Source organism: Catenovulum sp. SX2 (assembly GCF_052056295.1).
Classification (GTDB): domain Bacteria; phylum Pseudomonadota; class Gammaproteobacteria; order Enterobacterales; family Alteromonadaceae; genus Catenovulum.
In genome coordinates this window covers 260,891-276,217 of the sequence record NZ_CP182494.1, presented here as the reverse complement: position 1 = coordinate 276,217, position 15,327 = coordinate 260,891, and the positions used below count along the sequence as shown (strand labels likewise).

Below are 15,327 nucleotides of genomic sequence, written 5' to 3'. Positions count from 1 at the left end.
ACCTAATAAAAACAGCGATATAGAACAGCGAATGGATAAGTAAAAAGTTACTAATTATGAATAAATATTGGTGAGCTTGTTCATTTTGTCAAACAAGTTGGCTGTGAAATATTGGTGAGTTATAAAAAAAACTAATAGGTGATGAATAGAAATAGTTGGGGGATAGAAGGCTCGAGCAAGGATCACTTGCTCGATAATATGCGGTCTAACGAATACAACTGACGAGTTGCTTCAGATTTTTGTTTAATTTCTTCTAGTGCTTGTACTTCACTTGCTTCAAACAAAGCATTAATCAAACGATTAAAATGTTTGTGCATTGCGCTTCTAGCTTGCTCAGGGTTGCGAGCTTTTAAAGCTTGATAAATAACATTGTGTTCTTCTTTACGTTGAGCAGTACTTTGGCTACAAATATAACTATGCGCTTGCTGCACAGAAGGCTGCTTACGTAATTCCCACAAATTCTGAATTGTATGAATTAGCGCTTTGTTGCGAGTACTTTGGCAAATCGTTAGGTGGAAGTCTCTATCGGCTTCATCACTGCTAGCTTCATCATCAAGCATCTCGACCAATTCACCCAGTTTATCTAATTCTTCAGGGGTAATAGAGACAGCCGCTAAAGCAGCCGCTTCACCCTCAACTAAAGCACGCGCTTGGGTTAGTTCGAACGCGGATATATGGCTCACAGCTGATTTCTTGGCTTTTTCTTCTTGATTCATAACATACACACCAGCATTAGTGCGCACTTCAACACGACCTCGAACTTCCAACGCTATAATAGCTTCACGTAAAGTTGGACGGCTAACGTTAAACAACTCTGAAAGCTCACGCTCAGAGGGTAAACGGGTGCCAGGCAAATAAGAGCCGTTATCTATGCCTTCTTCTATTTTATCTACGACACTCCAAAATAAACGACGACTTTTCAAAACAAATTCCTCACTGTCAACAGCTCTAATACAGAGCATTTAATTTCTTACAATTAATATGACTATTAAATTAGCAAAATTGTAAAACAAAATCTATCTTTATTGTTTCCACCCTAAATTTGACTATAGTCATGGTATACCACCTTGTAAAACACTTTATGTTAAAAATATTTTAAAGTGTTTGACAATTGAATCGTGATCATTTTAAATTAGGTAAAACATAAAGGTCAGATAGAGGACTCAGCATGAAACAAACACATAAAACAAATAAAATCGCTGAAGCGATTAGAAATGTATTTGTATACGGTAGCTCAACTCTTTTGTTGTCTATGGCTCCACAAGCGGTTATCGCTGCGGAAGAAGTAGCACAAGACGAAGAAGTAGCAGAAGTTATTCAAGTTACAGGTAATCGTGCGACTATGAGTCGCTCATTAAGTGAGAAGAAACATACCGTAGCAGTTGTTGATGCAATAGCAGCAGCAGATTTTGGTGACTTACCAGGCTTGTCGTTGTCAGACGTTATTGAAAACGTGCCAGGTGCAACTGGCCATAGATTAAAAGGTAGCCAAAACGAAATTTCATTACGTGGTTTAGGTCCGTTTTTAGGTAGTGCGACCTTTAACGGTCGACCAATTACCAATGCAGGTCCAAACCGCGCTGTTAACTTTAAAAAATTCCCTTCAGAACTAGTTGATAAAGTTGTTGTTTATAAGAGCCAACAAGCAGATTTAGTTGAAGGTGGTGTATCCGGAACTATTGAAGTTGGTTCTTTAAGACCAGTTTCTTACGGTAAAGAAGAAACTATCGTTGAAGTAACAGGCGTATATAACCAAGGCGCCAACCATGTTGATGGTTTTAGCCCTTACGGCAAAGAATTATTATTTTCTACTGTACAAAAAACAGAGTTGGGTGAAGGACACTTAGGTTATACGTTAGGTTTAACTTATTCAGATTCATCTAACCCTGAGGAAATATATACCTCTAGCTCCACGTTAAATTTATGTGCGCTTCGTAATGCTGACGGCTCTGATATAGGCGGAACGGTTGACTGTGACGCTCGTAATGGTCGAGGCAGCAATCACGTTATTCTTCCTTCTGTAGATAATCCTGAACAAGATTTAAGTGCTTATGATCCTACAAGCATATTTATGATGCCTAATAGTTTCACATATAGAAGCATTGAAGATGAAGACGAGCGTAAAGGTATAGTAACAGCGATACAATATACGCCAAATGAGCATTGGGATTTCAACTTTGATGCCGTTTATTCAAAACTTGAGTACGTTGAACACAGACATGAATATGCTGTGTCGAATTCTCGCGATAACCATGATCCCGCAGACATAGTAATTAATAATGAAGGTGCCTTAACCTACTACAAAGGCTTGTCAGATCTGCAGTTAATTGGTGAACGTCGTAGCCAAGTTGATGAATACACAGGTTGGGGTTTAAAAACAACTTATACTCCGGATACGAATTTAAAAGTTGAATTAGATGTGTCGTACTCTGATTCAGAGCGCTACCGTTTACGTCACCGTGCTCGCGTAGAAACCGCAAATGAGTATAACTACACCTGGGATCGCCGTAATACATTAGTACCTTCATTCGGACTAGATGATGCCAATGGCAATGCGCCATGGGAAGACGGATTCGATGCAACAAGCGTACCTTTTGATCAAGCAAGTGTTGAAGGGTGGGGCAATGAGCTAGACAGATTGCGCTATTATCGTGAGCACGAAAAGCGTGATGACACCATTTATGCTGCTCGTCTAGATGTAGATTATTACCTAGGCGGTAGCTTTATCGAAAGTATCAAAACCGGTGTGCGTTATTCACAAGAAAACATGGTTGTAGACAACGATACTCGTTGGACAAAGAACATGGCTGGTGGATATTCAAATGTTGAATGGGATTCACAAAACGACAATGCCAAAGACGCAGATGGTAATCATATCGTGACCCAATTGCTCCAAGATGTCAGCGAAAACTGTATTAGTGAATTCAACAACAATAACTTCTTTGGTGGTCAAGACGGTACTGGATCAGGTGCTTATGCCATGTTAGACGGCGAATGTACAGTAGCGCAAATGTATGACAGAGACACGTTAGAAGCAGCGAACCGATCTTACACTGACATTGGTGAAAATCCAGACACACGCAGTTCGGGCGACGTAGATGCAACAGAAAGCGTAACAGCAGCTTACATTATGGCTAATTATCGTAGTGAACTTGCCGGTATTCCAATTGAAGGTAATTTTGGTGTACGTGCTGTGCATACTGAAATTGAATCTTTAAGCTGGAATCGTGGTTTAGAAATCGTTGCAGATGGCGACCCAGATCCAACAACTGGTATTCAAGCATATAAACTAGCTGAGGCCTCTGTTAGCGGCGGATCACCTGATGTAATTACGTCAAGTAACTTACGTTGGTTACCAAGTGCGACTTTAATTATGGATTTACATGATGAAGTTAAATTGCGCTTTGCTGGTTATCGCTCATTATCTCGTGTTGCCCTGCAAGATATGGGTGCTGGTCGAACTTTCGTAACAGACGATTCAGGCAATGATTCAGTTTCAATAAACGTGGTTGATGGAAAAATCACAAACATTGGTGAAGTATCTGGTTTAGTTACCAACGTAGTTGGCGGAAATCCGACAGTTGCACCGTTAATGTCATGGAATGGTGATATCTCGTTGGAATGGTATCCAAGTGAAGACGCATACTTAAGTGCGGCCTACTACTGGAAACGCTTTAATGCAGTTTTAGGTGCTTCTCCAGTAAATGAAGACTTTAACGTAGCATTTGGTGATGACACTTACACTATGACTAAACGTGTTAGCGTAAATGATGTGTTAGACCAAGAGTCTACTATTACCGGTATTGAAATTTCTGCTCAAAAACACTTTAGCGAATTGCCAGCGCCATTTGATGGTATAGGTATTAAAGCTGCTTACAACTATGCAGACAGTGATTACGAGACGATAGATAGAAGATATCCAACCACAATTGAGCCTGCAAATATGTGGGGTAACTCGAAAGAAACAGCGTCTGCCTCTGTTTACTGGGATTTCGATGATGTGTCATTCCGTGTGTTGTATAAATTCCGTTCAAAATATTATCAACCAAGTGATCTATTTGACGATAATTCGATTCGCCATGTACTTGACTCTGAATACTTAGATTTCAGTGCTAAGTACAAAATCAACAAAACATTCTCAGTGAGCTTAAAAGCGCTGAACTTGTTAAACGAACCTCAGGTGCAAGTTCGTGGTGTAGATTCAAACATCCATGAAATTTCATCTACTGGCTCTAAGTACTTCTTGTCACTTAAAGCTAAGTTTTAATCTGTAAAGGTTGGTTCTTCAGCGGAACATTCCATTTGCCTACTTGCGAATGTTCCGCTTTTTTTAACGGTAGCGTTTATATGAAAATCACACGGAATACATTCGGTTTATCTATTATTGTGTTATTGGCTTGTATTGCCTATAGCGCTAACGCCGAGACTTATTTAGTTAAAACAATTGCGCAATATCAGCAAGTGGCGAACAAGCTACAAGCTGGTGACGAAGTTGTATTAGCAAATGGTCAATGGGAGAACTTTGAAATAGTTTTTCACGGCCAAGGTACTCAAGCTAAACCAATTACTTTACGCGCACAAACTAACGGACAGGTATTGATTACTGGTCAATCTAACTTGCGTTTAGCAGGTGAGTATTTAGTTGTTAAAGGATTGGTGTTTACTCAAGGTTATACCCCTAGCCCTGAGGTTATTTCTTTTAGAATTAACAAAGACAAGCTTGCATATCACAGCCGTGTAACCGAAGTAGTGATTGATGAGTTTAGCAACCCTGACAGATTCGAGTCTGATTATTGGGTTGCTCTATATGGAAAAAATAATCGTTTTGACCACAATTATCTGGCGGGTAAACGCAACCGCGGTGTAACAGTAGCGGTAAGATTAGACACTGAAGAAAGTCGTGAAAATAACCATTTAATCGACCACAACTATTTTGGTTATCGTCCAGTGTTTGGTTCAAATGGTGGTGAAACTTTACGCGTTGGTACTAGCCATTATTCAATGTTTAATTCACTGACCACAATTGACTCAAACTACTTTGAAAACTGTGATGGTGAGGTTGAAATTATTTCGATTAAATCCGGTAAAAACCGTTTAACCAACAATGTGTTTGATCGCTCAAAAGGTACATTAACCTTGCGTCACGGCAATGGGAATTTGGTTGAATCAAACGTGTTTTTTGGCCATGGTGTTGAGCACACAGGCGGTATTCGTATTATCAACCAAGACCAAGTCGTACGTAACAACTATTTAGAAGGGTTAACAGGTTATCGTTTTGGCGCAGGTTTTACTGTGATGAATGGGGTACCAAATTCACCGGTTAACCGTTATATGTCAGTAAAAAATGCACAAATAGAAAATAACACTTTTGTAGATTTAGATTTTATTGAAATTGGTGCAGGTGCAGATGCAGAACGAAGTGAAGCGCCAAGCGATTCAACTTTTACCAATAACTTTATCTACAACCATACAGAAAAAAATTTAGTCACTGTGCATTCAGATGCATCAGGTATAGATTTCGACAATAACCCAGCGGTAAATGTGTTGAGTCGCGCAATCCCTTTAGATAACACTTCAGCAAATAGATTAAAAATCAAACGTGCAGCTAACGGTTTAATTTACCCTGCAAACATTAACAATGTAGGTGTGGCGAAAAACTTTAAGGTTTTATCCAAAGAACAAGTTGGTCCTGCTTGGTATGGCAAAAAAGCCGCTTTTACCCCGTTTGATTCAGGTAAAGTTCATCAAGTACAAGCGGGTGAGAATACTTTATTTGATGCGATTGCTGCGGCCGATGACGGCGACGTGCTAGAACTTGCTGCTGGTTTGTATCCGTCACCAAAAATTATCTTTTTAGATAAAACCATCACAGTTAAAGCACAAAAAGGTGCAGATGTAACCATTTTACCAATGCGCAGTACCTTTTTAGAAATTCAAAACAATGGCTCATTAAAAATGCTTGATGTCACTATAGCAGGAGATGCAGCCCCTGATTATAAAGGTAATACCATTTTTAGAACCTTGAAGTCTGGTATGTACAAAAACTTCCGTTTAGTCATGGATAACTTGGTAGTGCGTGACTTAGACATCAATGGTTTTTACAACATATTTGATGCTGGTTTTAGAAGCCTTGCAGACACAATTTCTATCACTAATTCTGAGTTTAAAAATATCACGGGTGACATTTTGCGCCTGAATAAAGAAACAGATGACCTAGGTGTATTTAACGCAGACCACGTTGTACTGCTTAACAATAGCTTTAGCAATATTCAAGGTACGCTAGTTCGTTTATACCGAGGCGGCCGTGATGAAAGTACCTTTGGCCCGCACCTAAATATGCAAAATAACCAACTCACTAATGTTGGTACAGGCAAAAATAACAAAGGTGGTTTGGCCCTTGAGTTATTAGGTGTGCAAGAAATGCACATTAAAAACAACAGTTTTAAAAATTCTGCCAGTGTACAGCTAGTTACCCAAGTGGGTGAACCAAAAGTGGCGATTGAAAACAATCAATTAGTAGCTACAGCAGAGTTTGATATTTCGATAACAGCATCGAAATAAACCGAATCGTAAGTCTGACCTTGATTTACGGTAGTCGTGTAGCGCAGGGACGCGCGCCTGTTTTTAGCGAAAACAGGTAGAGGTCAGCTAAAGTTTTAATTTATACAAAGAGGTATCCGATGACACAGAGTGAACGTTTTGTAAAAGCTGAAAAAGTACAAGTAGAAGATTTAGGCGGCGGTGTTAAACGTCAAATTTTAGGTTACAACCATGAAATTATGGTAGTTAAAGTTTGGTTTGAACAAGGCGCAGAAGGATACCGTCATCAACATCCACATTCACAATCAACTTATGTGGAAAGTGGTGTATTTGATGTATTTATTAATGGCGAAGTACAGCGTTTAACAGCAGGCGATGGTTTTTATATTCCACCTGAAGAGTTGCACGGTGCTGTGTGTATCGAGGCGGGTGTTTTAATCGATACCTTTAGTCCAGTTCGTGAAGATTTTCTGTGAGGTGAAAGATGTTTATTAACCGACTTAGATGGGCTGTAATCGCCTTAATCGCATTAGCAACAGTAATTAACTATATCGACCGTTCTGCGTTAGCGGTAATGTGGCCAGGTATTGCCGAAGATGTTGGCTTAGATAGATCTGATTACGCGAATATCATGTCTGTGTTTATGATTTCATACGCAATCGGTCAAGGTGTATTTGGTGGTTTATTCGATAAATTAGGTGCACGTATTGGTTTCACCTTATCAATTGGTGTTTGGTCAATTGCAACTATTTTGCATGGTATTGCCACCACAGTAACATCCTTTTCGATATTCCGCTTTTTATTAGGTTTCAGTGAAGCAGGTAACTGGCCGGGTGCAACTAAGGTAAATGCTGAGTGGTTCCCAGTTAAAGAACGTGCATTAGCCCAAGGCATTTTTAATGCTGGTGCGTCAATTGGTTCTATTATTGCTCCACCTTTAATTGCTGCTTTATATGCATTTATCGGTTGGGAAGCGACTTTCTTTGTAATAGGTGCTGTTGGTTTATTCTGGTTAGTTCCTTGGTTGTATTTATACAAGGGTACGCCTAGCGAAAGTCCATTGATTGCAGAAGCTGAGCGTCAGTACATTTTGCAAGGTCAGCAAGCTGAAAAAGACGCTGCTGGTGGACAAGAAGAATATGTTCCTTCATACCGTCAATTATTAAGCCATAAACAGGCGTGGAGTGTTATTGCAGCTCGTTTCTTTATTGACCCTGTTTGGTGGTTATTTGTTGCTTGGTTGCCACTGTACTTAAATGAAAGATTTGGTTTTGACGTTCAACAAATTGGGGCTTTCTCTTGGGTTCCGTATGTTGGTGCTATGGTCGGTGCTTTATTAGGTGGTTATTTATCTGGCCGATTAATTGACAAAGGTTGGTCGGTTAACCGCGCTCGTCGCACTGTTATTGGTTTTGGCTGTTTGTTTATGTTGCCAGCACTTTTAGCAACTATTTACGCTGACACTGCAACTATGGCTGTAACCTTAATTGCCTTTATTTTATTCGGTTTCCAAGTGGTTATCGGCAATATTCAAACACTACCGAGCGATTATTTCTCAGGTAAAACGGTTGGCTCTTTGGCTGGTTTGTCTGGTGCTTGTGCGGTATTCAGCGTTATTGTGGTCACCCAGTTAGTACCTATCTTGTCAGCTGGTGGTAACTACTCTGTGGTATTTGGTTTGGCAGCAACCTTCGTACCTTTATGTTTTATCTCTGTATTACTTGGCGGCAAAGTTAAAAGAGTGGCCAAAAAAGGGGCTAAATAATGAGTCAGTTTGTTGCTTTCGGTGAATGTATGATTGAGCTTTCTTCTCGCGAAGGCGCTCTTCACCAAGGGTTTGGCGGTGATGTTTTTAATACTTGTGTGTATTTAAAACGAACCTTTAAATATATCGACAGCGGTTTATTAACCGCTGTCGGTGAAGATTTGCAAAGTGAGCAAATGGTTGAAACTTTTGCTCGCGAGCAGCTTAACAATAGCAATGTATTGCGCCATCCTAAGTTAATTCCAGGTTTGTACTGGATCCATAACGACGAAGTGGGTGAAAAGATATTTAACTATTGGCGTGAAAACTCAGCGGCGAAACGCACGATTGAATTGTTAGATACAAGCAAGATTCAATCATTAAGCAGTGCTGATATTTTCTTTTTCTCTGGTATTTCTTTAGCCATTTTACCAAAAGAAGATCAAGCCAAGTTCTTTGATTTGTTAGATAAGTTAAAACAAAAAGGCGTGCGGATTGCCTTTGACCCTAACTATCGACCAAAACTTTGGGCTGACGCCAACGTTGCAAAAACCTTGTTTCAACAATGTTTTATCTTGTCTGACATTTTATTGCCAGGTGTTGAAGACTTCAGTCTGTTATACGGCATTGAAGATGAACAAGGGGTTTTAGACTTTTTGTCAGTTTACCCAATTAAAGAATTGGTGCTCAAAAACGGTGCTAAACACGTAACTGTGCAATATAAAAACAAACAAACTGTCGTCAAGATTACCCCAGTGACTAATGTGGTCGACACCACCTCAGCGGGTGATTCATTTAATGGCGTTTATTTTGGCGCGCGTTTAAATGGTTACGATATTGAAACCAGCGTAAAAATGGCCAGCAGCATTGCTGGTGAAGTTGTTCAGCACAAAGGTGCCATTGTTGACGCAGAAATATTCTCGAAAAAAGTAAAACAGTTATTTTTGGACTTCGCACCTGCAAAATAACACGCCTTTGCTATTTTAAAAGATTAGGGCCTGTTTATTTTTCGGGAACAAATTTTGTTCTAACTAAATGCTTTTTAATCAAGGCGCAGCGTTGAAGGCCTAATGAATTAAGTCGAAATGCTGCAACATAGAGTAAAAAGCATTTAGAACGAACCTGAAAGGCAGTGTTTGTTTGGCATTTCTACTTCGTTATAGCTCATTTATGTAGTTCAACTACATGACAATCGCTATGCCTTGTACAAATACCAAACAATTCGCTGCAAAATTGTTCACGAAAGATAAATAGGCCCACAATTTAGTAGTCGTACTTTTTACAAGGATGTTCTTTTTTTAAAGGTGGTTGTCGTTATGAAAGCTAGAAACCCTATTATTATTGCCAACTGGAAACTCAATGGTGACATAGATTTATTGTGTAAATCAGTTGCCAGTTTTATCCGAAAATACTTTAAAGCCGATGTAGTAGTCTGCCCACCCTATATTTATCTACGTGAAATGCTGAGTTTTTTACAGTACTCGAGTGTAGTCATTGGCAGTCAAAACGTCAGTAAATTTGAGTCTGGTGCCTACACAGGCGAAACCTCAGCGCAAATGCTTAAAGAAGCCGGCTGTAAATATTGTTTAATTGGCCACTCAGAGCGTCGCTCAATGTTTCGTGAAAACAACCAGTCGTGCAATATTAAAGTTCAAAGCGCCATAGCCAACGATTTAAAACCTGTGTTATGCATAGGTGAAAATGCCGAAGAGCGCGATGCCGGAGTGACCCGTGATGTGTTGTTTAGACAAATCAGTGAAGGTTTAGAAGGCATTGAATTTAGCGGTGACGATGTATTAATTGCTTACGAGCCAGTTTGGGCAATAGGCACAGGCAACGCCGCATCAGCGGAAAATGCCGAAGAAGTACATTGTTTTATTCGTAAAGAGATTAAACATTTATTTGGTAAAGATGTTGCCGAAAAAGTACGTATTTTGTACGGCGGTAGCGTCAATAAAACCAACTCAGCACTACTTTTGGAACAAAAAAATATCGATGGTTTGTTAGTCGGCGGCGCTAGCTTAGATCCATCACACTTTATGGAAATTTGTCAGGTCGCCGATCAATTTTCCCAAAAAACCGATTAAGAGGCTTTATCTATGCCAAGATTATCCAAAACCCATGGTGTGTTAACCGGTGATGATGTTTCAAAGTTGTTTGCCATCGCTAAACAAAATATGTTCGCCATCCCAGCAGTTAACGTGGTTAATACCAATTCAATTAACGCAGCGTTAGAAGCGGCAAAAAAAGTTAATTCACCGATTATTATTCAGTTCTCTAACGGTGGTGCTGGCTTTTTTATTGGTAAAGGCAGCGAATTAGATTCAATTGAAGCGTCAATCGCGGGCGCGATTGCAGGCGCACATTACGTACGCATGGCCGCTGAACATTACGAAGTTCCGGTGATCTTACATACAGATCATGCTGCGAAAAAATTATTGCCTTGGATTGATGGATTGTTAGATGCAGGTGAAGAATATTTCTTAAAACATGGCGAGAGTTTGTTTAGTTCGCACATGATTGATTTATCGGAAGAGTCGTTAAAAGAAAACGTTGATACTTGTGCACAATATTTAAAACGTATGTACAACATAAAAATGACCTTAGAAATTGAGTTAGGTTGTACAGGCGGCGAAGAAGATGGGGTTGATAATACCGGTATAGATAGTGCTGCTTTGTACACTCAGCCAGAAGACGTTGCTTATGCCTATCGCAAACTGATTAAGATTAGTGATAGGTTCACAGTAGCAGCCTCCTTCGGTAACGTCCACGGTGTATACAAGCCAGGCAATGTGCAATTAGAGCCAGCGATTTTACGCAATTCCCAAGCCTATTTAGTTGACAACTTTGTCCTTAAATACAACCCACTTAACTTTGTGTTCCACGGTGGTTCAGGTTCTGATTTACAAGATATTCGTGACTCTATTGGTTATGGTGTAATTAAAATGAATATCGACACAGACACTCAATGGGCGACTTGGCAAGGTATTCACCAATACTACTTAGCCAACGAAGGCTATATGCAAGGTCAAATTGGCAACCCAGATGGCGAAGACAAACCAAATAAAAAATACTACGACCCGAGAGTTTGGTTGCGCAAAGGCGAAGAGAACATGGCTAAACGCTTAGAGCAGAGTTTCGCTGATTTAAATTGTATCAACCGCAATACCTTGCTTAGATAAAAAAGCAAAATTTATTCAAAAGCAGGCGGCATATTTGTCAATTTGTTGCAGCTAACTATACTTGTTAGATGAAACACATTATTCGCTCTGTTATGTTTAATCTTTCTATAGGCTATCGCCAGATAGCCTACCTCTTGTTACTTTTCTTTACCTTTAATGCACACGCGAATTTGCGTATCGCCTGGTTTGTACCAATTGATTTAGCCGACGAAAAAATCATATTTGGTGAAGGGAATGCCTTTTGGAAACACACACATAAATTTACCGCAAAAGCTGCCCAAGATTTGGGTATTGAGTTGGTACTAGTGGATTTTAATCGCAATCGATTTAACTATGTTGAACGTGCGCAAGAAGTCGCAGCTGGCAAGTACGGCAAAATTGATGCAGTTATCTTCTACAATTACCTAAATAAAGGCGGTAAAGTTTTAGATATCCTAGAGCGAGCTAACATTGCTTCCATTAGTATTATTACCAACTTCCTCAATGAAAGTTTACTCGATAACACTAACAATAATGCTGTTGGACGACCAAGAGGACTATTCAAACATTGGCTTGGAGAATTTAGGACAGATGATAAAAAAGCAGGTAATGAACTGATGCATTATTTGGCCGCTCATTATGCTGCGCAAAACTCCACAGATAAAAATAATATTCCGGTCATCGCAATAGCAGGTGAGCGCACACATAGTGCCAGTGTATTGCGTAAACAAGGTTTAAATCAAGCACTAGAAAAATTGCCAAATTTCCATTTAGCTCAATTAATTGAGGGAAGCTGGTCTCGTAGCCGCGCAAAAGAAGTTTTACCTAAACTACTCAAACGACATGGTGACGTAAAAATTATTTGGTGTGCTAATGACGAGTTAGCCTTAGGAGCGATAGACGGACTTATAGATGCGAACTTAGACCCAACACAATACATAATAGGTGGAGTAGACTGGAATTCGGATGCATTAAAAGCGATTGAATTAAAACAAATGCGCGTCAGTTACGGCGGGCATTTTTTACAAGGGGCTTACGCCATGACCTTGTTATACGACTATCTCAATGGTAAAGACTTTGCAGCAGATATTGGGGTTACATTTAATTTAGATTTACAAAAAATGGATGAGTCGATCGTGCATTTATTTAAACACAACAACCAATATTTCAATTTAGAGCAGATTAATTTTTTGAAAATGTCGCGCCACTATCAGCAAGTGCATCTGCAGCACGCGACCAATTATTCTTTCAATTATTTACAACATTTAACCGCTAATGTTGTGCAAGATTAAACCACAAGCGTTTATCATTTATTGGGGTTTGTGGTGGCAAAAACGGATTATCCAAGCGAATAACTTTGCGATTTTGAATATTACTTAATTCGAGCGCATCTTTAATCAATGGATGATTTAGCATGTACTGATCAAACGAACCATCATCAATTGCCGCATTCAGGCCAGCAGATATTTCTTGGTACAAAGCTTGGTTTTGTTTATTGACAAAAAAGTAACCTGGTAAGGTATAAACCAGTATTAAACTGTTCTCAACTTGTAAACCAAGCTCAGGGTATTTTTGTTTTTCTGCATAAGCTGAATAAACACTACGCGGAAAGTAGTCAAACCTTTGGCCTTCTAACATATAAAACAAGTTGCTAAATTTATTCGAAGTTACCACAGGCAAATTGGCTTGTTGCAAAATTTGTGTATCCACCCAAGTGCGAACTTGCCCTGCACGCAAACCAGAAAGATCTTTAGCCGAATTAATCTGATTAAAACTTTCTTGTGCTTCTGGTTTAATTAAAAATATTCGATAACCCAATAAACCTTTAAACAAAGGCACACGGATAGGTTGATACGTTTGTTCATATTCGCTAGAAGTACCAACCCAAGCGACACTAATATTATTTGAGCCTAAATCAGACATGAGTTTTTGCTGAGTTAAATAAGTATTAGATTCATCAAATTGATATTTTTTATCCGAATAACTCAGCGCAAGTTTTAACAAACCAAACTGATATTCTTCTTTAGGTGAGTCTATCTTGTTGTGCTTAATCACAAGATTTGGATTTGCATTAACAAATGTCGCGTAAACTAACCCCAACAAAACTGTCAGACATTTCATACTTCTTTTAAACGAATTAATCACCAAACACCTCACTTAGCAGTTTCGACATTATTGGCTGCAGCTTGCCCCACAAACTGCTTCTTCAACAATGCACTGAATGTTGATATTAAGAATTCCGTTCTGTTCATTTCCTGGTCAGTATAGATCAGTAAAATACAATTTCATACCAATTTTTACATTTTTGTTTGACATTATGGTAAACCACTGAGATTATAACTCCATGACATTAGTAACACACGCATTGAATTAAGTTAATTCACACAGATTTACATGAGGTGCTATATGACTCCATTTGAATGGAACTTTCCGACAAAATTAACCTACGGACCAGGAAGAGTAAGTGAAGTTGGGCAAATTGCTGCTCAGTATGGCAAAAAAGCCATGATAGCAACTTATGCTAAAGGCTCATCATTAGATCCTGTTGTGGACAAGGTAGAAACATCTTTGCGTGCTGCTGGTTTAGATGTAGTAATTTTTACTGGCATTGAACCTAACCCTAGAGCACAAACAATTGATCAGGCAACCGAATTATTTATTGCAGAACAATGCGACCTAGTTATTGCTCTTGGCGGTGGTAGCGTTATAGACGGCTCAAAATACATAGCTGCCACCGCTTTTTCTGGCGGTAAATCTTGGGATTATGTTGTATTAGGTGAACGTACACCAAGAGAGTACACTGGTGCTTACCCAATTATTTCAATACCAAGTATTTCAGCCGCAGGCTCAGAATGTAATGCGGGTGGTGTAATACAAAACGCAGAAACCAACGAAAAAAGCTTTTCGCGTTCACCGTACCGCATTCCAAAAGTAGCGATTGTCGACCCCGAAATTCTGCAATCTGTACCTATGCACTTAACTAAAGAGAGCTGTATCGATATTTTCTCTCACTTAGTTGAACATTATTTATCTAGCCATGCTGAATCTGAGTTTGCGGACAGGATGACTGAAGGCATGATTTTATGTTTGATGGATAACTTTGAAAAAATCATCAACAATCTTGAAGATTTAGAAGTACGTGGCCAACTGGCTTTGTGTTCGATTTTTGGTTGGTCAGGTATTCAAGCGCTTGGGCGTTTGGGTTGTATTCCAATGCACTCGGTTGAAATGCCATTAAGCGCATATTATGACTTACCACATGCTCGTGGCATGGTTGTTGTTATCCCAGCTTATTTAGAACACATGGCGGATGCAATTCCGCATCGCTTTGCCAAATTAGCGCGCCGCTGTTTTGGTGTGACAGAAACAGATGATCTAGTTGCAGCTAACTTGCTGCACGTTAAAGTACGTGAATGGTTCAAACGCATGGATGCATTTTTAACTTTGTCTGATGTAGGCATAGGTGAAGATAAGTTTGAGCAAATGGCCGAAGATGTTGTACGTATGTTCCCAGGTGGTGCGCCAGAGAGTACAGCTGGCCCACGTCCTATTACTAAAGATGAGATCGTAAGAATTTACCAACTGTGTAAATAGACTATACCCAACCCGTTTGGGTAGTTAAAACCAAGAAGTAAGATAGCCAAAGCAAAGCCACTTCTGTAGTGAGTAACAGAAGTGGCTTTTATGTTTATAACCGCCGAAACAATGCCAGGCTAAATCTCAGCCCGCAAGGACAAATGGTCAAGTTTGTCAAAATTAAGCATTGACCAGCAGTCACAATTAAGAATTTAAAATTTAAAACAATAGGTTTGAAATGTGAGACGCCAAATTTAACATATTATTAAAATTTGTATGAGACTAGGCTTAACAACAATTAGTACA

At 39.4% G+C, this 15,327-nt stretch carries 11 protein-coding genes; 9 read left to right on the top strand and 2 right to left on the bottom strand.

Annotated features, from left to right (window positions below; genetic code table 11):
- Positions 1-182 precede the first annotated feature (182 nt).
- Positions 183-923 (bottom strand): FadR/GntR family transcriptional regulator, encoded by a 741-nt coding sequence (locus ACMZOO_RS18495; RefSeq protein WP_440906366.1) that lies wholly within the window; start codon positions 921-923, stop codon positions 183-185.
- A gap of 245 nt (positions 924-1,168) precedes the next feature.
- Here ACMZOO_RS18495 and ACMZOO_RS18490 point away from each other — a divergent pair, with 245 nt between their 5' ends.
- The 8 genes from ACMZOO_RS18490 to ACMZOO_RS18455 all read left to right on the top strand — a co-directional run bounded on the left by ACMZOO_RS18490 (position 1,169) and on the right by ACMZOO_RS18455 (position 12,737).
- The gene (locus ACMZOO_RS18490) at positions 1,169-4,267 is read left to right on the top strand and encodes a TonB-dependent receptor (RefSeq protein ID WP_440906365.1); all 3,099 of its coding nucleotides are present in this window, start codon (positions 1,169-1,171) and stop codon (positions 4,265-4,267) included.
- An 80-nt stretch (positions 4,268-4,347) separates the two neighbouring features.
- Positions 4,348-6,561: a chondroitinase-B domain-containing protein gene (locus ACMZOO_RS18485; protein WP_440906364.1), complete on the top strand. Its 2,214-nt coding sequence runs from the start codon at positions 4,348-4,350 to the stop codon at positions 6,559-6,561.
- Between the two features lie 119 nt (positions 6,562-6,680).
- Positions 6,681-7,016, top strand: a complete 336-nt coding sequence (locus ACMZOO_RS18480; protein ID WP_016954248.1) for a cupin domain-containing protein — start codon at positions 6,681-6,683, stop codon at positions 7,014-7,016.
- An 8-nt stretch (positions 7,017-7,024) separates the two neighbouring features.
- A complete protein-coding gene (locus tag ACMZOO_RS18475; protein WP_440906363.1) occupies positions 7,025-8,305 on the top strand; it encodes an MFS transporter in 1,281 nt (426 codons plus the stop codon).
- The gene (locus tag ACMZOO_RS18470) at positions 8,305-9,252 is read left to right on the top strand and encodes a sugar kinase (RefSeq protein ID WP_440906362.1); all 948 of its coding nucleotides are present in this window, start codon (positions 8,305-8,307) and stop codon (positions 9,250-9,252) included. Before ACMZOO_RS18475 ends, ACMZOO_RS18470 begins: the two co-directional genes overlap by 1 nt.
- A 348-nt stretch (positions 9,253-9,600) precedes the next feature.
- Complete coding sequence (gene tpiA, locus ACMZOO_RS18465) at positions 9,601-10,371, top strand: triose-phosphate isomerase (RefSeq protein WP_440906361.1); 771 nt, start codon at positions 9,601-9,603, stop codon at positions 10,369-10,371.
- 12 nt (positions 10,372-10,383) lie between these two features.
- Positions 10,384-11,466, top strand: a complete 1,083-nt coding sequence (fbaA, locus tag ACMZOO_RS18460; RefSeq protein WP_440906360.1) for a class II fructose-bisphosphate aldolase — start codon at positions 10,384-10,386, stop codon at positions 11,464-11,466.
- Between the two features lie 68 nt (positions 11,467-11,534).
- Positions 11,535-12,737 (top strand): ABC transporter substrate-binding protein, encoded by a 1,203-nt coding sequence (locus ACMZOO_RS18455; protein WP_440906359.1) that lies wholly within the window; start codon positions 11,535-11,537, stop codon positions 12,735-12,737.
- Here the strand turns inward: ACMZOO_RS18455 and ACMZOO_RS18450 are convergent.
- On the bottom strand, positions 12,718-13,566 hold the full coding sequence (locus ACMZOO_RS18450) for a diguanylate cyclase (protein ID WP_440906358.1): 849 nt from the start codon (positions 13,564-13,566) through the stop codon (positions 12,718-12,720). The two genes, ACMZOO_RS18455 and ACMZOO_RS18450, sit on opposite strands and share 20 nt — an antisense overlap.
- A gap of 285 nt (positions 13,567-13,851) precedes the next feature.
- Between ACMZOO_RS18450 and ACMZOO_RS18445 the strand changes: the two genes are divergently transcribed.
- Positions 13,852-15,039, top strand: a complete 1,188-nt coding sequence (locus ACMZOO_RS18445; RefSeq protein ID WP_440906357.1) for an iron-containing alcohol dehydrogenase — start codon at positions 13,852-13,854, stop codon at positions 15,037-15,039.
- Positions 15,040-15,327 lie beyond the last annotated feature (288 nt).